This is a genomic window from Henriciella pelagia (genome assembly GCF_002088945.1).
GTDB classification, from domain to species: domain Bacteria; phylum Pseudomonadota; class Alphaproteobacteria; order Caulobacterales; family Hyphomonadaceae; genus Henriciella; species Henriciella pelagia.
Window position 1 is genome coordinate 683451 of record NZ_NCSU01000011.1, and the last position, 19863, is coordinate 703313.

Consider the following 19863-nt stretch of genomic DNA (forward strand, 5'->3'; position numbering starts at 1 on the left):
GTGGTGAACGCCATGCTGAAAATTCAGCTCTAACGGATCAGCGCCTTCGCCTGTCGCTTCTGCTTGCCCGCGTGACGGTTATATGCGCTGAGAAGGCCGATATTCCGCGGCGGTTCGCGTCCTTCCGACATGGCTTCGATGGCGATGTAGTTCCAGGCCATCTGGCCGAGCGCATTGATCATCTTCACCATGCCAATGCCGCTATTGGGCCCAAGGAAGCCCGGGCCGAGCCGCATCGATTTGGCGTAATTCTCCAGCCGGTCCACCTCACCTGCGAGCAGCTTCTTCACACCGTGCGGATCGCTGCAAAGCGGTGACCCGATCGCGATCATGTCCGCCATACCGGCAGAGACGGTCTCCTCCATTGCCGCGAGCGTGCGAAACCCGCCCGTCGCCATGATCGGCATCTTCGCGCGCTCCCGCACCATCGCCGCATAGTCCACGAAATACGCTTCGCGAGCCTTGGAGCTTTCGCGCACGGCCTGCTCTTCCGGCGCCTGCAGCCCGTCAATGCCGAGCAGTTTCGGCTGCTCATAATTGCCGCCTGAGATTTCGAGCAGGTCGATGGATTTCCCGTTCAGCCATTCAACAACCTGAATGCAATCCTCGAATGAGAACCCGCCCTTCTGGAAGTCCGCTGAATTGAGCTTCACGCCCACTGCAAAGTCCGGCCCGACCGCCGCGCGCACCGCGTCGACCGTTTCCAGCAGCAGCCGCGCCCGGTTCTCCAGAGGCCCGCCCCATTCATCATTTCTGAGGTTGGAACGCGGCGAGAGAAACTGGCTGATCAGATAGCCATGCGCGCCATGCACCTGCACGCCGTCAAAGCCGGTCTCCTTTGCCACTTTCGCGCAATTGGCAAACGCCGCAATCGTCTCGCGAATCTCCTCGCCTGTCATCGGCCGGGGCTTGCCGAACTGCCCGCCCGGCAGCGCCAGCTTGACGTCGGAGGCCGATACCGGCTGCGGGTTCACGATCTTCGGCGTCTGGCGCCCGGCATGACTGATCTGCATCCACACCTTCGCCCCGTCAGACTTCGCCGCAGCGCTATACGCCTTCAGCGCCGCCAGATGCTCCGCGCTCTGCTCACCGACAATCGCGACATTGCCCGGGCTCTCCAGGCACATCCTGTCGACCAGCACATTTCCCGTGAGCAACAGCCCGCAACCGCTCCCCGCCCAGGTCCGGTACAGCGTCGCATGACGCTCATCCGCCTCATTCTTCGGCCCGGCAATCTGCTCCGTCATCGCCGCCTTGCAGAGCCGGTTCGGCAAGACCTGCCCACATGGCAATTCCAGTGACTGTTCAAGTACGCTGCTCATCATGCCCTCTCCGGCTTTTGGGAAAAGCATGGCGCGCAAAGTGGCCAGCGTCCACTGATTGCGCAGTTGTCGCGACGACAACAAATGCGTGCTACCAGTCACCATGACCCGCATCGCCGCCATTATCCTGCTCCTGACCGGCATCGCCCTGCCAACCGCCATCGGGCTGATCCAGCCTGACTACTCCGCCTCGGCAAGCTATCTCAGCGAACTCGGCGCGGACGGCGCCGCCTATAACCAGCTCGTCACCTATGGCGCCTTCCTGCCGGTCGCGTTTGCCTCGGCCTTCATCCTCGCTATCCGCCTCGCCGCACCCGATGAGGCAATCACGGCGCGCATCGGTCTCGGCCTGCTTTTCGCCATCCCCATCGGCTATCTCGGCGCGGTGGTCTTTCCCTGCCTTCCGGGCTGCCCCGTCCCCGGCACAGGCCGGCAGGCCTTGCACAACACCGCCGGCATCATCGAATACCTCGGCGGCATGACAGGCTTCGCGATGCTGGCTTCCATCGCCCTCAGACGCGGCACGCGGCTGATGCGCTGGCTCACGCCGCCCGCCACACTTGCCTTCATCGTCGGCACCGTACTGGCGGCAGACCCGGCCTGGGACGGGCACAAAGGCGCATTCCAGCGCCTCGCCGACTATTCCGCCTCCATCTGGATCGCCATTGCGGGCTGGACGGGTCGGATTACGCAGGCTCCCGCCTAACCCACCCGCGCCGCCTGCCCGCCATCGACGGGGAGCAGCACGCCGGTGATGAAACGCGCCTCTTCGCTTGCCAGGAACAGCGCGGCATGCGCCGTGTCCCAGCCCGTTCCCATATGCCCCATCGGCACACGCGCGGCCCGCTCGGCCCGCAAATCATCAGGGCTGATGCCGCGTCGCTCCGAAATGCCGACAATCGCCATCGGCGTATCCATCAGGCCCGGCAGGATCGCATTGCACCGCACCCCATGCCTGGCGCCCGACAGCGCAACCGATTGCGTCATCCGGTTCATCGCCGCCTTGCTGGTCTCATAGGCGAGCATCTGCGCCCCGGCGAGCGATGCCAGCGACGAGATATTGATGATCGACCCGCCCGTCTTTTCCATGATCGGCAGGCACGCCCGGATGACCAGCCATGCCGCCTTGAAATTCACGCTCAGTATACGGTCGAATGCCTCTTCGGTGAGATGCTTGGCCGGCCCGTCACCCGCCCCGCCAATGCCGACATTGTTCGCCAGCACATTGATCCGGCCGAACGTCTCAAGCGCCGTGCGCGCGATGCCCGCCGCTTCATCCGGGTCCGATACATCCGCTGCAAGGGCGAGCCCATCGCCGCCTTCTTCGCGGATGGTCGCGACCGTTGCATCGGCCCGCTCCAGGCTCCGGTCGACGCAGACGACACTCGCCCCGGCCCGCGCAAACAGCAGCGCCATCGCCTTGCCATTGCCGACCGTTGGCCCCGGCGTCTGGCCTGCGCCGGTGACAATCGCGACCTTGCCGGTCAGTCGGCCCGAGACGTCTATATCGCTCACTTCTTAAGGTCCGGATCGAGCGTCAGGTCATCATCGAGCTGGATACCGAACGTGTTCAGCATCATGGAAACCTGTGTATACTGACCAACCGTCATGACGAGATCCATCTTCTGCTTGTCGGACAGGAAGCTGAGCCGCGCCCAGGTCTCCTCCGTGATGAAGGCGTCGGTGGTCAGCTCATCCGTCGCCTGCAGCAGCGCGGCGTCTTCCAGGCTCCAGTCGGGCGAGGAAGGCCCAAGCTTGATGCGCGCAATCTCGGTCTCGGTGAGGCCAGAGCGCAGCCCGATCCGCTCATGCTGGGCCCATTCATAGCCGGACTTCCAGTTGAAGCCGGCCCGCAGGATGACCAGTTCGCGCTCACGCTCCGGCAGGTCATTGGCATCCGACAGGATATAGCCGCCCCACAGCATGAAGCGCTTGTACGCCTTGGGCGAGCGCGACAGCGTGCGGAAGATGTTGAACACCTTCCCTGTCCGGAAACGCTCCCCGAGCAGCTGCTTCTGCTCTTCGCCCATCTCCTCATCGGAAAGTGGCGGGATGCGCGGCGTCGATAGTCGCATATACGGTGTCCTCCTGTAGCATCAGTCACCCTCTGACGGGGCGCTAGTCCACTACACTAAAGGACGGAGTCGCACGGGGGGCAAGTGGGATTTCTATGGCGGAAGCTTCATTAGTCCCGAAGCAATTAAGTTCGCCGCCGCCAAGGCGCGTTCCCGAGCTGGCTGAGCGCGATCACCTTTCACTCCAAACATTTCGTCAGATTCTTGTCCCATCCATCTAAGTAAGTCGACGATTCTGTCGCGCGGCTCCCCTGAACGCGAAATAAGACCGTGTGTTTCGATTGCGGAATAAACATCAACTCTCATTGGGGCGAGGCCCATGAAGAGGTTGGAGTGCTCTCCAAACTCCTCCTTGATCGCGGCCTGCAGTAGCTCACCCGCTTTTGAGGCTCGGTGGTCGTCTTCCATGATAAAATTGCAAAGCGCTAAGAGTGACTTCCTTGAAAGCTCACGCTCAAACAAAGTGATCGACGTCTTTTCAGCCGACGTGAACTCCGGAAGATCTTTCACCACAATCAGAATTTGAACGAGTTCGTCGACCTGTTTATCGCGGAACAAGTCTGGCCTCTGCTCTAGTTCCAACAAAACCCTTTCGAGTTCACCCTTCTGCGCTCGTACATAGTATTCATCGTCTGGTTCGGACGATGTCGCTGCAACCGCAAATCTCGGTGCGTTAAAGCGCCGACTAAGACGGCTCAACTGCTCAGCGGGCGATCCCGCCAATACATCGTACTTCTCGATCATCCACAGGGCACCGGCTTTCACATCCGGATTGGTTGAGTGGATCAATTCGCTCAATCGCCGTGGACTGTATGGAGTTTCAGCCATCCCCAAGGCTTTGCGCGCCTCGACGTGACGATCGATTCTTTCTTCGAACTGGCGCTTGGCACGACGCTTCTTCGTTTGTGGGTCCTTGATCATGCCACGCTCGAAAAAGTTCGCTTCTTCAAAGGGTTCAAATGAATCTACTTGGCCTCCCTTGTACAGGCTGTGCTGGATCCTGGAGCGCTGCCAGAGGCCAATGGCCTGAAACAGTGCCGCCATGATGACAAGGTCGACCATGGCGCGCGCAGCAAATGTAAGATGCATGGCCAATTGGCCGTTTCCACCTTCGGCGCTGTAGGGCGCTTCGATATCAACGCTGTATATTTCCCACCAATCCACAAAAGGTACGGCTTTGGCGAGCTCGGCCCCGAAGAAGCGTAGCCAGTCTATGAACGCATTGTTGCTCGAAAATTCCTCCTTGTAGCCGAATGTTCCGGTCCACCCCTGGAGCTGCGACAGAGCAAGCGGCACCAAGACGAACAGTGATGCATAGCCCAGCAGAGCCTCGTCCTTCAGGTCGTTCTGGAAGCCGATCGCAATCTTGCGGCCACGCGTCGAGCGAAGCCTTGACGCTGTCTCCCGGTCTTCTTCCACCCACGCCCAGCGCCGTCCGAGCGACAAAGCGATCAACATCGCGATACCAATCGGAATGAGACCCCAGGGTGCCGCCAACACATAGCCGAGCGCACTCAGCGGCAGAATGACCATCACGACCAGCAGGTGTGGGACGAAAGGTCCGTTCTGCGTTGCGCCCGACAGCGGTGCCACAAACCTCACTAGAATCGAATCTGCATAGCTGATCCAGCGGCCCGGGCTGGCGATTGATATGCCGGCAGACAGCACGCGCCCCCGAGCGATGATCTTTTCTTCCTGCCGCTCTCGATAGTCATTCCGGAAACGCATCACATGCGGCGCAAGGATAATCACAAAGAAGACGACCAAAACAAGAAATGTGATGAAGACGCCGAAATCCTCCTTCATCGAAAACTTTTCGCCTGCCGCTCCCCAGGCGAGCGCGACGATCAGGCCGATGAGCACCAGCGTTGTGACAAAGCTCGCATTGCTGACCACATCGTCTCGAAGAATTTCCGGTCCCTGGCCTTCGCGCCTTCGTGCCTCAGCCTCAAGCCGTGCATGACGCGTGATGATAACAATCAGTGGCAAGAACGCCGCAATGAAGAAAGCGAGAAACGTCGCCATGTGCACTGGCTTCAGCTGATCGCCCGAAATCGCGACGTCGATGGCGCCAATCCGCCCATTTGCCGCCGCAAGATAGGCAACAAGTCCGAGTCCCGACAGGCTGAGTGCCGGATACAGAAAGAACTCCCTGAACCCGCTATCGGCTCGCTTCTTCTGGGGTTTGTCGCGGTCTGCCGAAACAGTCTCATAGGCCTCGCAATAGGTTTTCCAAACCGCGACGTGGCGCAACAGCTGCGCGCCCAGCCAGAGCACGCCAAACGCTGCGATGAGCACCGGCCACCATACATCATCAGGCAGATGACCTGGCTCGCGAGCATCCTTAATGAGCGTGATCAGAATAATGCCAGCCCAAAGCGCGCTCAGTCCTGCGAAGCCAGTGAGCATCGTTTCATCACGAAACGGATTCCACTTCTTGTCTGCCTCCGCCACGTCCTGACCCCACTCATTACGCCTGCGAAACGAAACCTATCTCGCCTGCCTGAGGTTGAAAAGAAAAAATCGGGGCGCGGCGTAATGGGCCGGCCCCGACAAGCGCTGCGCGGGAGTGCGGGCGGGCCTCAGCCCTGCCTGGACCCGAGCCTAGACCTGGCTCACCAGCCAGGCCGTATAGCCGCCATAGCCGGCGAGCATGAAGACACCCTCGGCCCGGGTCACGCGAAAGCCGGTCCGCGCCACGACCAGCAGCACGATGGTCGCCGCCAGCATCACCCAGATGTCCACCGCGATGATCTCGTCCGGCACCGGAATGGGCTGCACGAGAGCCGTCACACCAAGAATACCGAGCACATTGTAGATGTTCGAGCCGACAATATTGCCGAAGGCGACATCGCTCTGCCCGCGAATGGCCGCGACGACAGAGGTGACAAGCTCCGGCAGGGATGTGCCGACCGCCACGATGGAGAGGCCGATAATCGTCTCCGATACGCCAAAGCGGGTCGCGATGCCGACCGCGCCGTCAATCAGGAGCGAAGCGCCCCAGATCGTCAGGGCAAGACCGCCCACCGTCTGCGCAATGGCCAGCCAGGCTGGTCCGGCCGGGGCCTCGTCTTCAACCGGCAGGCCCGCGGCACCTGCCGTGCCAAGATTGCGCCGCTCCTGCCAGATGGCAAAGCCGAGATAGAGCAGAAGGCCTGCGACAAAGACCAGGCCAGAAAGCCGGTCGAGCACACCGCTCAGCACCACGCCGAGACACAGAAGGCCTGAAATCGCGAGCACCAGTCCGTCGCGCTTCAGCGCCGCGCCATCAATCAGCAGTGGCCGGATCAAGGCCGCCACACCGAGGATGAGAAGGATATTGGCGATGTTCGAGCCAATCACATTGCCGGTCGCCACGCCCGGCGAGCCGGCCAGCGCCGCCTGAAGGCTGGTCACGAGTTCTGGCGTCGAGGTTCCAAAGCCGACCAGCGTCAGGCCGATGAGAAGCGGTGACACGCCAAGCCGCCGCGCAAGGGATACAGCGCCGCGAACAAAGACGTCGCCGCCAATGAGAAGCAGGACAAAGCCTGCGATAAGGGAAAGGATAAGCATTCTGGAGGGGTAGCACATCAACCGGGCCGCCGTCGCGCGGGGGTTCGTCGTTTCTGACACGGGCCCGGATTGCAGTTGGCGATATGCGCCTGCTCCTTCAGCAAATCAAGCAGCGACAATCCTCCCCACACAGATTAAATTTTGGATAGCGCCCTCCGCGCCCTCTTTCGCCGGAACTCGACTCTCACCATATAGCGCTCGCGGAACATGAGACCCGCGGACTGCGCTATGGGCGCAGCCCAACTCTTTTTCAAGAATGGAGAGTGCGCAGATGAGCGCACGCAATTACATCATCGCGGCCGCCATAGCGGGCGTCGTGCTTGTTGGCGGCGGTGTCGCCTATTACTACACCACCGCTCAGGACAGGACGGCCGAGCCGGTGACGGAGTTCACTGAAGTGCCGGTGACCGACATCGCCGAAGCACAGCCGGACACTGAAACGGTCATCACGGCCGAAACCGACACCACCGTGGAAGCACCGGCCCTGATCGTTGACGGCGCACCGGGCGATTCGGCAGAGACGGTGATCGTCGCAGAAGGCGAAACCGACACGACGCTCGATGCCATTGACGCTGAAACGAGCGCCGAAGCCACCGTCATTCCGGGCGAAAACCAGCCCGAATAGGCTTTCATACCAAGACTCTATGGCCATCGCCGCCCGGGCATCCTACATGACGGCGTGAACACCACGCACCATCAGGGGCCCTGGCGGCGATGACCGATCTTTCTGTAAACCTCAACGCCGTTGCCTTGCTGCGCAACCGCCGCGACCTTCCTTGGCCGAGCGTCACCGGGCTTGGCCGTATCGCCCTTGAGGCCGGGGCGTCCGGCCTGACCGTGCACCCCCGCCCGGATGAGCGCCATACACGCCGTTCCGACCTGCCAGAGCTGAAGGCCCTCATCCGCTCCGAATTCCCGGACCGCGAATTCAATATTGAGGGCTACCCGTCCGGCGACTTTCTCGATCTTGTCGAAGAGATCGCGCCCCATCAGGTCACGCTGGTCCCGGATGAGCCCGGCCAGGCCACCTCTGACCATGGCTGGGATTTCGTGGCCCATGCGGACCGGCTAACCAGTATTGTCACGCGCCTCAAGGAAGCCGGCGCCCGCGTCTCGCTCTTCTCAGATCCCGAGCCGGCCGGCATCGAGGCCGCGCACGCCACCGGCACAGACCGGATCGAACTTTACACCGGCCCGTATGGCGCGGCCTGGGATGATGCGGGCGCCGCGGCCCGAGAAGTCGAAAAGCTTGGCGAGACGGCGGACGCCGCCTTTGCGCTCGGACTCGGCGTCAATGCCGGCCATGACCTGACCGTCGCCAATCTGCCCGCCCTTGTCGCCCGGATTCCCGAACTCGCTGAAGTCTCGATCGGGCACGGCCTGACCGCCGATGCGCTGACCTATGGCATGGCCGAAACCGTGCGCCGCTTCCGCCGCGCCTGTGGGCAGAGGGTCTGAGATCAGAGCAGGCGGATCGCACCGCCGACCTCCTCCTCCCAGCCTTTCTCGTCAAAGACGGACCATGGCGCTTCGGGCAACCAGTCCGGCACATCCACACCATCCGGCATGCCGTCCGGCCAGGTGGCCTTCCCGTCCGGCGCGAGCTCCGCACCGAGCGCGCGCAGCCCGGCGAAATAGGCCATCACCGTCTCCCATGACGTCCACGGGTCCGGGCCGACCCGCGCAAGAAAGACACCGACACGGCTCGCCGCATCGTCACCCGGCCTCGCATCCGCCTCCAGCGCGGCCAGCCGATCGAGCATACGGCCCACCCGACGCGCCTCGGCTTCGCACGCTGCCGCCTCTTCCAGCCGACCTAACCCGTTCAAGGCCAGCGACCAGCCATTCAGCCGCTCGATCCGCATCTGCGGCGTCTCGGCGGCAAGGTCGCTCCTCTGAAACCGCAGGCGCTCAGCCCAGAGCTTGCCCGTACTCTCGGCGATCCTTGCCTTCTTCGCGGCCTTTGCAAATGAGAGCCCGCTCGACAGGGCTGCATGGAATGCCAGCAAGGTCAGGACACGGCCCGGCGGCATGTCTGTAATGTCGGCGCGCCTCTTCATGAGCCTTGATCATAGCGGCGCAGGTGCCCGGTCTGGGCGAAATGGGCTAGGCTCAATAGTCGCCCGCGATTATCGCGGGATGGCGTCCGGATTGTCCGCCATCTTCGTCGCCCGGCTCTACTCTGGCTCGCCACCGGACCTTTATCGGCCTGTGATCGGCCCACAATCGGCCCGGAATCGGCCTGTCAGAATCGCCGGATGGACGCGGACATTTCCGCCGGAGATTTCAGTGTCTGTCCAGCCTTTCGCGGACCAGCTGCAGCCACGCCGCCTGACGGTGAATGAGGCTCACCATGTCGTCAGGGTCGCCTGCCGCAATGAGCCTGTCGAGCCAGACCTGCGTGACGCTGCACTGGCTCTCGATCCAGCCCAGAAGCTGGGCCTTGTCGGCGCTCAGCCCATCGCCGCCAGCTGGCGTGGTCCTGCAACGGTGACGGCCCATGACATTATTCCGCACCCCAGCGGAGGCCGGACTGCCGGCTGCCATGTCTGGCGCGCCCGATGACCTCATCGCCCACTCATTGCCAGGATACGCCATATCGAACTCCTTGATCCATTGATGCGAATGCCTCTCATTTGCACACTATAGCATGCGAGTCGTCAACCCCCGGTCCCGACGGGCCAGGACGTGCAACAAATCGCCTCACTCATTTCGCCACGGCAAGGCTTGACGTTCACGTCAAGTCGAACCCTATACGCTACAAGAATGACGAGGTACGGATAGGTAGATGGCAGACAGTTTTCTTTCCCTGAGCGCCGGTTTCGAAGACGCCACGGAGGCCCAGTGGCTGGCCGAAGTTGAGAAGGCGCTGAAAGGCGGCGGCATTGAGAGAATTACCCGTCAGAGCGATGATGGCATCTCCATTCGCCCGCTCTATCGCGAAAGCGACTTCCCAAGCTCGACCGACCCACTCGGCGCGCCGGGAACAGCCCCTTACTTGCGCGGAGCAAGCGCGGAACCGGACGCCTTCCTGCCCTGGGACATCCGCCAGACCTTCACCCATCCCGACCCTTCCGAGACCAATGCCGAGATCCTGAGAGATCTTGAGCGCGGCGTCGCTTCTGTTGAGATTGCTGTTGATTGCACCGGCAAGGATGGCGTCGCAATCCATGACGGCGCCACGCTCGCCGCGGCTCTCAACGGCGTTCAAGCCGACATCGCGACTATCGCGCTTGATCATCGTGGCAAGGGTTCGGGCACGTCCATTGCCGGACTGCTCGCGCTCTGGGGTGAGGAGAATGGCGCGTCCGAAAAGCTCAAATTCGCCTTCAACATAGACCCGATCGGCCTCCTCATGCGAACCGGCCATGTCGAGGGTGGCATCGATGCCGCCTTCGTGCGCACCGCCGAACTCTCTCGCCTTCTCTGCCTGCGTTATCCCAAGTCGACCACGCTCCGCGTCGATGCCCGCGCCGTCCATGAAGCGGGCGGATCGGAAGCCCAGGAACTGGGCGTGCTGATCGCCCATGCTGTCGATACGATGCGCCGCCTCGACAAGGCCAGCTATGACGTCAACGCCTTCCCGGCGCAGACCGTTTTTACCGTCGCCACCGGCGCCAATTACGGGCTGGAGATCGCTAAGCTCCGCGCCGCGCGCCGCCTCTGGGCCCGTGTGCTGGACGCCATGGATCTCGACGTGGAGCCGATGAAACTTCAGGCCGTCAGCTCGGCCCGTATGCTGACGCGCTACGACGCCTGGACCAACATGCTCCGCAACACCGCCGCCTGCTTTGCAGGCTCCGTCGGCGGCGCCGACATCGTGACCGTCCGCGCTTTCAATGAAGCGCTCGGCATTCCCGAAGAGCTTGGCCGCCGCACAGCGCGCAACACACAGATCATCGCCATGGAAGAGTCCCGCCTCGGCCGCATTGCCGACCCGGCTGGCGGCTCATGGTTCGAGGAGACGCTGGCGGATGATCTTGCCAGCGCTGCGTGGAAGGAATTCCAGGCCATCGAAGCCGAGGGCGGCCTCGTCCAGAGCCTCATCGACGGCAAGCTGCAGGGCCGCATCGCCGACATGCGCGAAGCCCGCTTCACATCCATAGCAAAGCGCAAGGTGCCCATAACCGGCGTCAGCGAATTCCCGCTCCTCGACGCGGATGATGCGCCCGTGGCCGAAACTGGCTTTGAAAGCTCGGCGACATCGGTCTCGAGCGAGGGCCTGCACAGCTTCCTGAAAGACCTGCCCGAGAAAGACGGCGCAGACACAACCGCCGAACCGCTCGAGCCCATTCATCTTGCCCGCGACTTCGAAGCCTTGCGTGACCGCGCCAATGCCCACGAAACGGCAAAAGGCATACGCCCCGCCGTCTTCATCGCAACGCTTGGGCCCCTCGCTGAGCACAATGCCCGCGTCGACTTTGCCCGCAACCTGTTCGCCGCCGGCGGCATCGAGGGCAAGGAAGCCCCGTCGCTTCCGGAAACCGCAGACGACATCGCCGCCGGGTTCAAGGCCTCTGGCTGCCACATCGCCGTCATCTGCGGCAGCGACAAGCGCTATGAAACCAAAGCCGCCGACGCGGCTCGCGCGCTGAAGAAGGCCGGCGCCCAACGCGTCTTCATCGCCGGCAAGTTCGAAGCTGCCTACAGTGACACCAACATCTTCATGGGCTGCGACGCGGTCGAGGTCCTTGAGCTGGCACAGGCCGAACTGGGAGTTGCCAAATGACCACCTTGCCCGATTTTACGAAACTCGACCTCGGAACGCCGCATGCGAAGGCGCTATCCGGATCCCGCAAGCGCACGCTGGACACGCCCGAAGGCATCGATCTCGCTACCGCGTACTCTGCTGCCGACACAGCCGGTCTCGATTTCCTCGATGACTTCCCCGGCCTCGCGCCGTTTGGCCGTGGCCCCTATCCGACCATGTACACCCAGCGGCCCTGGACCATCCGGCAATATGCCGGTTTCTCGACCGCCGAGGACTCCAACGCCTTCTACCGCCGCAACCTCGCAGCCGGTCAGAAAGGCCTCTCCGTCGCATTCGATCTTGCAACCCACAGGGGATATGACAGCGACCATGTTCGCGTGACAGGCGATGTCGGCATGGCGGGCGTTGCCATCGACTCGATCTACGACATGCGCACGCTGTTCTCGGGCATCCCGCTCGACCAGATGTCAGTGTCGATGACGATGAATGGCGCCGTCCTGCCAATCCTCGCGCTCTATATTGCGGCGGCCGAGGAACAGGGCGTGTCGCCAGACAAGCTCGCCGGGACCATCCAGAACGACATCCTCAAGGAGTTCATGGTCCGGAACACCTATATCTATCCGCCCAAGCCGAGCATGCGGATCATTTCAGACATCTTCGCCTACACGTCTGAAAACATGCCGAAATATAATTCGATCTCGATCTCCGGCTATCACATGCAGGAGGCTGGCGCGACGGCGGACCTCGAGCTTGCCTACACGCTCGCCGACGGCATTGAATACATTCGCGCCGGCGTTGCTGCGGGTCTCGATGTCGACAAGTTTGCGCCGCGCCTTTCCTTCTTCTGGGCGATCGGCATGAATACCTTCATGGAAGTCGCCAAGATGCGCGCCGCGCGCCTTCTCTGGGCGAAACTGGTGGAGAAAGAGTTCTCGCCGAAGAACCCGAAATCGCTCTCCCTGCGAACGCACTCGCAAACCTCCGGCTGGTCACTCACCGCGCAGGACGTCTACAATAACGTTATCCGCACCTGCCTCGAAGGCATCGCGGCCGTCGGCGGCCAGACCCAGTCGCTGCACACCAACAGCTTCGACGAAGCGCTCGCCCTGCCGACCGACTTCTCCGCCCGCATCTCGCGCAACACGCAGCTTTTCCTGCAGCAGGAAGGCGGCGCGTGCCAGACCATCGACCCATGGGGTGGCTCCTACTATGTCGAGCGCCTGACCCACGATCTTGCTGCCAAGGCCCTGGAGCATATCGAGGAAGTCGAGAAACTCGGCGGCATGCGCAAGGCCATCGAGGAAGGCGTGCCGAAGCTGCGTATCGAGGAAGCCGCTGCCCGCACGCAGGCCCGCATCGACAGCGGCGAACAGACCGTCGTCGGCGTCAACAAGTTCCTGCTCGACCAGGATGAGGACGTGCCGGTCCTGAAGGTCGACAATGCCACCGTCCGCCGCATGCAGCTCGACAAGCTCGCCCGCCTCAAGGCCGACCGGGACCAGTCCGAAGTCGATGCCAGGCTCGACGCGATTGCTGCTGCTGCAGAGAGCGGAAAAGGCAACCTCCTCGCCCTCGCCGTTGATGCCGCGCGCGCCAAGGCGACCGTCGGCGAAATCTCCGAAGCGGTTGAACGCAGCCAGGGCCGCCACCAGGCCGTTATCCGCTCCATCAAGGGCGTTTATGGCGGCTCCATCGGCAAGGACGACAAGGCTGCCGAAGCCCGCGACCTCGCTCAGACCTTCGAGACGCGTCACGGCCGCAAGCCCCGGATCTATATCGCAAAAATGGGTCAGGACGGGCATGACCGCGGCCAGAAAGTCGTCGCCTCTGCCCTGATGGACCTCGGCTGGGATGTTGAAATCGGCCCTCTCTTCCAGACACCGGAAGAAGCTGCCAGGAGCGCCCGTGAAGCCAATGTCGATATTGTCGCCGCGTCCTCGCTCGCGGCAGGCCATCTCACCCTCGTGCCTGAACTGAAACGCGCCCTCGGCAATGAAGGCGCCGTGAATACGCGCATCATGGTCGGCGGCGTGATCCCGCCGGGCGATTTCGACGCGCTGCGCACCGCCGGTGCTTCTGCCATCTTCCCACCGGGCACGGTGATCGCCGATGCGGCCCGCTCCATGCTGGAAGCGCTGCAGGACGATCCGGTCAATTCGGCGGCCGAATAAATCTATGGGGCGTGTTCGGGGGGGACTGGCTCTGGCCACGGATGGCCTGGTGATCTGTTCGATCATGGCGGTGCTGGGTGCGCTGTTCTCCCGCCAGCACTGGTTTCTCGACGTGCTGTCACAATTCCTGCTGCCATCGATCTGGTTGCTGGTCGCAGCGCCAATCATCCTGATCATTCTGATCATTGCCGGGGCCAGCGCGCGTCACGGCATCTTCGGCGTCGCTGCCCTGTGTGGCCTCGTCGCCGGCGCCCCCCTCATCCAGGATCCTCCAGTGCATGGTGCCGCCGATGCGCCACAGCTGAAAGTGTACCAGCACAATATCTACGTCGAAAACATTGTCATCGACCGCATCGTGGCAACCGTCGAGCGCGAACAGCCGGATATCATCGCCCTCGTCGAGGTCCGCGACGACATGATCGGGCCGCATGAAGCGCGCCTGCGCCAGACCTGGCCGCACGTCGCCGTGGCCCGCGACCGGGATGATAGCTGGGCCCGCCTGCGCCTGTTCTCGAAATACCCGATCACCAATTATCAGGTCCGCAAGCGCGAATTCGAACCGGCGACGCTACGCGCGCAGCTCGAAACGCCGATGGGACAGGTCACCGTAATCGTCGCACACTTCACGCGGCCCTGGCCCTTCCGTCCGCCCAATGCGCAGATGCTGCACTATGAAGCGCTGGAAAGGATGCTCGCGAAGGAGACCGGGCCGCTGCTGGTCCTCGGCGATTTCAATTCAGCGCCGTGGGGACGGATCGGAAAACGCATGCAGGACGATCTCGGCTTCCAGCTCGCCAATCACCGCGCGGTGGGCACATGGCCGGGGCGCGTGAACATCGATGATGTCATGGACACGCCCGGTATTCCCCGCTTCCTGACCATTCCCATAGACCTCGCCTTCTGCCGGGGCGGGCTCGTCTGCTCGGATCACACGGTCGGCATGAATCTCGGCTCTGATCATCGCTATGCCACATTCATGATGTCTCTGACGCCTGAACACTGAACAGGTGTGCGGCGGTCATGCTGCATTCACCAGCAACAGTTAAAGCAGAGATTCGCTTGAACAGATTCGGGGATCGAAACATGAAAACAGCATTCCTTCTCGCTGCCACAACCATCATCGGACTGGCCGCCGCCGCGAAACCCATCACGCCAAGCCAGGCTGAAGACCTCCTCGCCGACTATGGCGCAAACCTTTCAGCGTCCACGGCAGTCGGCGAAGATGCCCATACGATTGACGCACAGATCGGCGATATCAACATGACGGTGCGGCTCGGCGGCTGCGATGAAAACGGTTTCTGCAACTACGCGATGATGTTTGCGACCTTTGACCTCGGCAGTGCGGCCGATGAAGCAACGCTGATGAAGACGAACGGCTACAATGACAGTTTCCCATTCGGGCGCGCCTTTGTCGTGCCGGGCGATGATGGCAATGATATTGTCGGCATTGATTACGTCGTCGACATTTCCAGTGAGGCCAGTCTCGACGCGACCGATTTTGCACGCTTCGAGGAAATCCTGTCCAGCTACATCAATCACTGGACGGCAGACGCACAATAGTGGCTGCAGGGGCGTCGCGTGAACCGGACCTGGAGCAGTTCCAGGAGATGGCCGAAGCGGCCTATCAGGGCCTGCCGGAAGGGTTCAGGCGAGCCGCAGGTCGCATTGTCATTCACGCCCAGGATTATGCCGACCGCGAAGTGCTCGACCATTTCGGCATCACCGATCCGCTCGAGCTGACGGGCCTCTATCAGGGCATTCCGCTTATCCATGACAGCGTGACTTTTCCGGTCCCCGACAGCCCGCGCATCTTTCTCTATCGCCTGCCACTGCTGGCAGAGCTCGAAACCCGGCCGGACGTCACGCTGACCGAACTGATCGAGCATGTCGTCATCCACGAACTTGGCCACCATTTCGGCTGGTCGGATGAAGAGATGCACGCACTGCTGGACGCAGATTGACGCAGGAAGCGCCTTGCGCCCGTGCGGAGGCAGCGGAATAACATCTCCAGACAAAATGATTGGGAGGTGACGGTGAAGGGCTTTGGAGAATACGACGCGATGGGACTGGCCGAGCTGGTGGCGAAGCGCGAGGTCTCTGCCGAGGAATTGCTCGACGCAGCGCTGGAAGCCGGCGCGGCCGCGCAGGACAAGGTCAATTGCTTTACCCGCTTCTTCGAAGGCCCTGCCCGCGAGCAACTGAAGAACGGCCTCGCAGATGGGCCCTTCAAGGGCGTACCGTTTGCAACCAAGGACCTTGGCGTGAAGCTGAAGGGCCAGCCAATGACCAACGGCTCGCGCGCCTTCAGGGACAATGTAGCGACCGAAGATGCAACGCTGACCGAGCGCTATCGCAAGGCGGGCCTTGTGATCTTTGCCCAGACGACCAGCCCCGAATTCGGCCTGACCACGTCCACCGAGAGCGCGCTCTACGGAAAGACGCGGAATCCATGGAATACCGACCACACATCGGGCGGCTCGTCCGGCGGCGCGTCGGCCTGTGTTTCCGCAGGTGTCATTCCCATGGCCCATGCAAGCGATGGTGGCGGTTCGATCCGCATCCCGGCAGCGTGCACCGGGCTGGTCGGACTGAAGCCGTCGCGCGGGCGGGTCCCCATGGGTCCACCGCTCAGCGAAAACTGGTTCGGTCTCTCGACCAATCACTGCGTCTCCCACAGCGTGCGCGACAGTGCGGCGCTCCTCGACGCCACACACGGCCAGGAGCCGGGCGCCCGCTACATCGCCCCGCCGCCGCCGACCACCTTCCTTCAAGCCGCACAGACAGATCCGAAGCCGCTGAAGATCGCCCTGTGGACCACCGCGCCAAATGGGGTGCGCCCCGATGAAGAGGCGCAGGCCGGTCTTGAGCGCACGACGACACTGCTACGCGAGCTCGGTCATACAGTCGAAGAAGCGTCGCCCCAGCTCGATGGAGAAGCTCTCGGCAAGGGCATGATGATGATCGTCTCGTCAGCCATGGCTGCCATTGCCGACGAACGCGAAGCCACGCTCGGCCGAAAGATCGGCCCCGACGATTTCGAACCGGTCAGCCAGCGCTTCATCGAACTTGGACGCACAGTCCCCATGGGCGAACTGGTCAAGACCAACTCAGCTTTCACCGAGGCGGCATGGGCGCTCGAGGCCTTCATGGATGCGGGCCAATATGACCTGCTGCTCGCTCCGACGCTTTCTCGCCCGCCCGTTGAGCTCGGCGTCCTCAGCCTCGACCCGTCAGATTTTGATGCGTATGGCGAGGCCGTCACCAGCTTCGCGCCCTGGTGTCCCGTCTTCAATCAAGCGGGATGGCCGGCGATTTCCTTGCCGCTGCACATGACCCGGGCCGGACTGCCCCTCGGCATGATGTTCGGCGCCCGCCTTGGCCGTGAAGACCTTCTCTATGCGATTGCAGGTCAGCTTGAGCGTGCAGCGCCATGGGCCGGCCGGCACGCACCAATCTGGTTCGGATAATGTGATGCCTGACGCACTTTCGACCTATCAGGGCGGCTGTCACTGCGGCGCCGTGCGCTTCGAGACGGACCTTCCCGATCATGTCGAGGTTGAGGATTGCAACTGCTCGATCTGCGCGATGAGCGGCAATGACCATATCATCGTCCCTGCTAGTCGGTTCAGGCTGCTGAATGGCGGGGACTTGCTGACCGAGTATCGCTTCAATTCGCGCAAAGCCCGCCACCTCTTCTGCAAGGTGTGCGGCATCAAGAGCTTCTACGTTCCCCGCTCCAATCCCGACGGATTTGCCGTAACCTGGCGCTGCCTCGACGACTGGCAGTCGCTCTCAGCCCGGATTGAAGAATTTGATGGTCAGAACTGGGAAGCCAATGCCGGCGCACTGGCGCACAAGTCCAGAGACTAGTCTTCTGGCGGCGGAGGTGGCGGCCCTCGCCGTCCGTCCCGGTCGCGATCTTTGCGAGACCGACGCCTCTCGAAGCGCTTTTCCATGTCTTCCAGCCAGACGCCGAGCGCTTCGCGCTCGCTCTCGTCGAGATCTGCGAGCGCATCGGACAATGAAGCCTGGAAGCGTTCATTGAGTGCTATGTCAGCCGTGCGAATGTCGGCAAAGGCCTGGTCGACGGCCTCGCGATCAAACGGCGTTGCGACCATGGCCTGACGAAGACGCCGCTGCGCGTCGCGTTTTGCATCGATCAGCTCTTTCGATTCGGCAATGGCTTCCCGGAAGGCCTGACGGACCTGCTGGCGTTCGGTTTCCGGAACCACGCTCTTAATGCCGCGTGCGATCATGAAATCCGGATCGCCCCGGCCCGGGCCGCGGTCGTCATGTTTCGGCTTGCCGAGCATGGAGCCCGCGAACAGTCCGATCAGGAGCGCATTGGCGATCAGCGAAACGATCAGCGCGATGGTGAGAGCGGAAAACTTCTTCATGCGCCTAACCGTCTACCTCTTCCAGGAAATTGGAGAGACCGTCATAACCCAGCGCCGCATAGACGACCGTTTCTTCGGTTGAAGGGTAAAGGTCACTCGATGTGGCCGCAGTCGCGTAGCCACCGACAAGTCCCATGGCGAGGCTCGCAAGGGCCGCCCCTGCCGGCCATCTGGCACCGTTCGGCATGATGATCGACCGCAGCCGGGCACCAATGCCGCGGCGGCTGGCGCCAGCCTGCGGCGCTACTGCGAGGATCCGCTCAGCCAGTCCTGATGGAACGTCCGGCATCTCGTCGATCGCGAGAATACCATCAATCAGCCGCGCATCCCGCAAGGCGGGCTCGAACTGGACACGATTGGCCGAAAGATGTGCCAGGGCAGCGTCGCGTTCCGCCTCCGGCCAGCCCATCGGCTCGGCGCCATAGGTTTCGATCAGATCCAGAAGGCGCTCATCAGTCATTGTCATATTCTTCATGCCTCCTGTACCTCTGCAAGTTGGTCTCTCAGCTTCCTGCGGGCCCGTGAAAGCAGGCTCTCAAGAGCTTCAACGCTTATCCCCATCGATTCCGCCGCCTCAATATTGCCCATTCCTTCAAAGGCGCAAAGCGTGAGCGCCTCTTTCTGTCGGTCGGGCAGCGCATCGATCAGGGCTGAAATCCTTTCACCGGCCTGTTTCTGGGACAGGGCCTGGTCCGGTTTCAGCCCGCTATCCTCGTGTTCCGGCAGCTCATCCATCAGGACTGGCGCACGCTTTTTGAGCTTGTCGCGGCACAGATTGATGGCGACGGTGCAGGCCCAAGTGGAGAATTTTGCCCGGTCCTGCCAGTCCGGAAGCATTTTCCAGGCTCTCAGAAAGGTCTCCTGCGTCACGTCTTCTGCCTCTTCCCTGTCCTTCAGCATACGATAGGCCACACGCCAGACGACCGGCATGTGGCGATTGACAAGCGCGGCCTGTGCCATCCGGTCTCCGGCAGCGGCGCGCGCGATCTGGTCGGTTTCACTGATGACAGACACGCGGTCACTTTAGCGAAGCCGGAGCAGGATGCGAGAGTGGAAAACTGCATGTCCTGCTCCGGCCTTACGCGTCAGTCCGGATCAGTTCTCGGAGCCACCACCGCGATGATGACGCCATCCGCGTTTTCCGCGATGTCCCTTCATCGCTTCCAGTTCGTCAGCTGTGATCAGGCCATCCTCATTCGCGTCGAGGCGGGTGAACATGTCACCCTCGCCGCCGCCGCGTCGACCATGATGGCTGCGTGCCATTTCAAATTCGGCAAGCGAAATCATGCCATTATCATCAGCGTCCGCACGCTCGAACATGCGTTGCTTGCGCTGCTCCATGCGGCGTTCGCGTTCGACTTTCCGGAACGCTTCCAGCTCAGCCATTGTCAGGCCGCCATCGCCATTTGTGTCGGCCTCGGCAAACTTTTCGGCTTTCCGGGTCTCGCGCTCGGCCTTCATGGCATCGACTTCCGCTTTGGAAATGGCGCCGTCGCCATTGGTGTCGAACCGTTCGATCATCCGGGACTTGCGGTCCTGATCGGGTTCGCCCTGCGCCATTGCGAGTCCGGTTACGCCAAGGGTTGCGGTGCTGGCGATGATCGCTGCAAGTGTGACTATTTTCATTTTCAGTAC

Annotated in this window: 21 protein-coding genes; 10 read left to right on the forward strand and 11 right to left on the reverse strand. The window is 62.1% G+C overall.

What is annotated here, in order from left to right; all coding sequences use genetic code 11:
- Positions 1-29: 29 nt before the first annotated feature.
- Complete coding sequence (locus B8746_RS12730; RefSeq protein WP_084394027.1) at positions 30-1325, reverse strand: NADH:flavin oxidoreductase/NADH oxidase family protein; 1296 nt, start codon at positions 1323-1325, stop codon at positions 30-32.
- 100 nt (positions 1326-1425) lie between these two features.
- Between B8746_RS12730 and B8746_RS12735 the strand changes: the two genes are divergently transcribed.
- A complete protein-coding gene (locus tag B8746_RS12735) occupies positions 1426-2028 on the forward strand; it encodes a DUF998 domain-containing protein (RefSeq protein WP_084394028.1) in 603 nt (200 codons plus the stop codon).
- Here B8746_RS12735 and B8746_RS12740 read toward each other — a convergent pair.
- The 4 genes from B8746_RS12740 to B8746_RS12755 all read right to left on the reverse strand — a co-directional run bounded on the left by B8746_RS12740 (position 2025) and on the right by B8746_RS12755 (position 6949).
- Positions 2025-2837 carry an SDR family NAD(P)-dependent oxidoreductase gene (locus B8746_RS12740; RefSeq protein WP_198943728.1) on the reverse strand — a complete coding sequence of 271 codons (813 nt, stop codon included), beginning with the start codon at positions 2835-2837 and terminating at the stop codon, positions 2025-2027. The genes B8746_RS12735 and B8746_RS12740 overlap by 4 nt on opposite strands.
- Positions 2834-3397 (reverse strand): carboxymuconolactone decarboxylase family protein, encoded by a 564-nt coding sequence (locus tag B8746_RS12745; RefSeq protein WP_084394029.1) that lies wholly within the window; start codon positions 3395-3397, stop codon positions 2834-2836. The genes B8746_RS12740 and B8746_RS12745 overlap by 4 nt, the downstream gene beginning before the upstream one ends.
- Positions 3398-3490: 93 nt before the next feature.
- Positions 3491-5851 carry a hypothetical protein gene (locus B8746_RS12750; RefSeq protein ID WP_084394030.1) on the reverse strand — a complete coding sequence of 787 codons (2361 nt, stop codon included), beginning with the start codon at positions 5849-5851 and terminating at the stop codon, positions 3491-3493.
- A 150-nt stretch (positions 5852-6001) separates the two neighbouring features.
- The gene (locus B8746_RS12755) at positions 6002-6949 is read right to left on the reverse strand and encodes a calcium/sodium antiporter (RefSeq protein ID WP_084394031.1); all 948 of its coding nucleotides are present in this window, start codon (positions 6947-6949) and stop codon (positions 6002-6004) included.
- Between the two features lie 271 nt (positions 6950-7220).
- On the opposite strand from B8746_RS12755, the gene B8746_RS12760 reads away from it, so the two are divergent.
- Complete coding sequence (locus B8746_RS12760) at positions 7221-7574, forward strand: hypothetical protein (protein WP_084394032.1); 354 nt, start codon at positions 7221-7223, stop codon at positions 7572-7574.
- An 89-nt stretch (positions 7575-7663) separates the two neighbouring features.
- The gene (locus B8746_RS12765; RefSeq protein WP_084394033.1) at positions 7664-8407 is read left to right on the forward strand and encodes a pyridoxine 5'-phosphate synthase; all 744 of its coding nucleotides are present in this window, start codon (positions 7664-7666) and stop codon (positions 8405-8407) included.
- Between the two features lie 2 nt (positions 8408-8409).
- On the opposite strand, the gene B8746_RS12770 is transcribed toward B8746_RS12765, so the two are convergent.
- A complete protein-coding gene (locus tag B8746_RS12770; RefSeq protein ID WP_084394034.1) occupies positions 8410-9009 on the reverse strand; it encodes a hypothetical protein in 600 nt (199 codons plus the stop codon).
- 226 nt (positions 9010-9235) lie between these two features.
- Positions 9236-9547, reverse strand: a complete 312-nt coding sequence (locus tag B8746_RS17000) for a hypothetical protein (protein WP_143434593.1) — start codon at positions 9545-9547, stop codon at positions 9236-9238.
- A 190-nt stretch (positions 9548-9737) separates the two neighbouring features.
- Here B8746_RS17000 and B8746_RS12780 point away from each other — a divergent pair, with 190 nt between their 5' ends.
- The 7 genes from B8746_RS12780 to B8746_RS12810 all read left to right on the forward strand — a co-directional run bounded on the left by B8746_RS12780 (position 9738) and on the right by B8746_RS12810 (position 17701).
- Complete coding sequence (locus B8746_RS12780; protein ID WP_084394036.1) at positions 9738-11678, forward strand: methylmalonyl-CoA mutase family protein; 1941 nt, start codon at positions 9738-9740, stop codon at positions 11676-11678.
- On the forward strand, positions 11675-13831 hold the full coding sequence (gene scpA, locus B8746_RS12785; RefSeq protein ID WP_084394037.1) for a methylmalonyl-CoA mutase: 2157 nt from the start codon (positions 11675-11677) through the stop codon (positions 13829-13831). The genes B8746_RS12780 and scpA overlap by 4 nt, the downstream gene beginning before the upstream one ends.
- A 49-nt stretch (positions 13832-13880) precedes the next feature.
- Positions 13881-14834 (forward strand): endonuclease/exonuclease/phosphatase family protein, encoded by a 954-nt coding sequence (locus B8746_RS12790; RefSeq protein ID WP_158084629.1) that lies wholly within the window; start codon positions 13881-13883, stop codon positions 14832-14834.
- Positions 14835-14914: 80 nt separating this feature from the next.
- Positions 14915-15391: a YbjN domain-containing protein gene (locus B8746_RS12795; RefSeq protein ID WP_158084630.1), complete on the forward strand. Its 477-nt coding sequence runs from the start codon at positions 14915-14917 to the stop codon at positions 15389-15391.
- A complete protein-coding gene (locus B8746_RS12800; RefSeq protein ID WP_233124257.1) occupies positions 15391-15792 on the forward strand; it encodes a metallopeptidase family protein in 402 nt (133 codons plus the stop codon). Before B8746_RS12795 ends, B8746_RS12800 begins: the two co-directional genes overlap by 1 nt.
- Before the next feature lie 72 nt (positions 15793-15864).
- On the forward strand, positions 15865-17298 hold the full coding sequence (locus tag B8746_RS12805; protein WP_084394040.1) for an amidase: 1434 nt from the start codon (positions 15865-15867) through the stop codon (positions 17296-17298).
- 4 nt (positions 17299-17302) lie between these two features.
- Entirely contained in the window at positions 17303-17701 is a 399-nt protein-coding gene (locus B8746_RS12810) for a GFA family protein (protein ID WP_084394041.1), read from the forward strand.
- On the opposite strand, the gene B8746_RS12815 is transcribed toward B8746_RS12810, so the two are convergent.
- From B8746_RS12815 to B8746_RS12830, 4 genes are all read right to left on the reverse strand, one after another.
- Positions 17698-18228, reverse strand: a complete 531-nt coding sequence (locus tag B8746_RS12815; RefSeq protein WP_084394042.1) for a periplasmic heavy metal sensor — start codon at positions 18226-18228, stop codon at positions 17698-17700. The genes B8746_RS12810 and B8746_RS12815 overlap by 4 nt on opposite strands.
- 4 nt (positions 18229-18232) lie before the next feature.
- Positions 18233-18703, reverse strand: a complete 471-nt coding sequence (locus B8746_RS12820) for a hypothetical protein (protein WP_084394043.1) — start codon at positions 18701-18703, stop codon at positions 18233-18235.
- Positions 18700-19242 carry a sigma-70 family RNA polymerase sigma factor gene (locus B8746_RS12825; RefSeq protein WP_084394044.1) on the reverse strand — a complete coding sequence of 181 codons (543 nt, stop codon included), beginning with the start codon at positions 19240-19242 and terminating at the stop codon, positions 18700-18702. The genes B8746_RS12820 and B8746_RS12825 overlap by 4 nt, the downstream gene beginning before the upstream one ends.
- 81 nt (positions 19243-19323) lie before the next feature.
- Positions 19324-19854 carry an EF-hand domain-containing protein gene (locus tag B8746_RS12830; protein ID WP_084394045.1) on the reverse strand — a complete coding sequence of 177 codons (531 nt, stop codon included), beginning with the start codon at positions 19852-19854 and terminating at the stop codon, positions 19324-19326.
- Positions 19855-19863 lie beyond the last annotated feature (9 nt).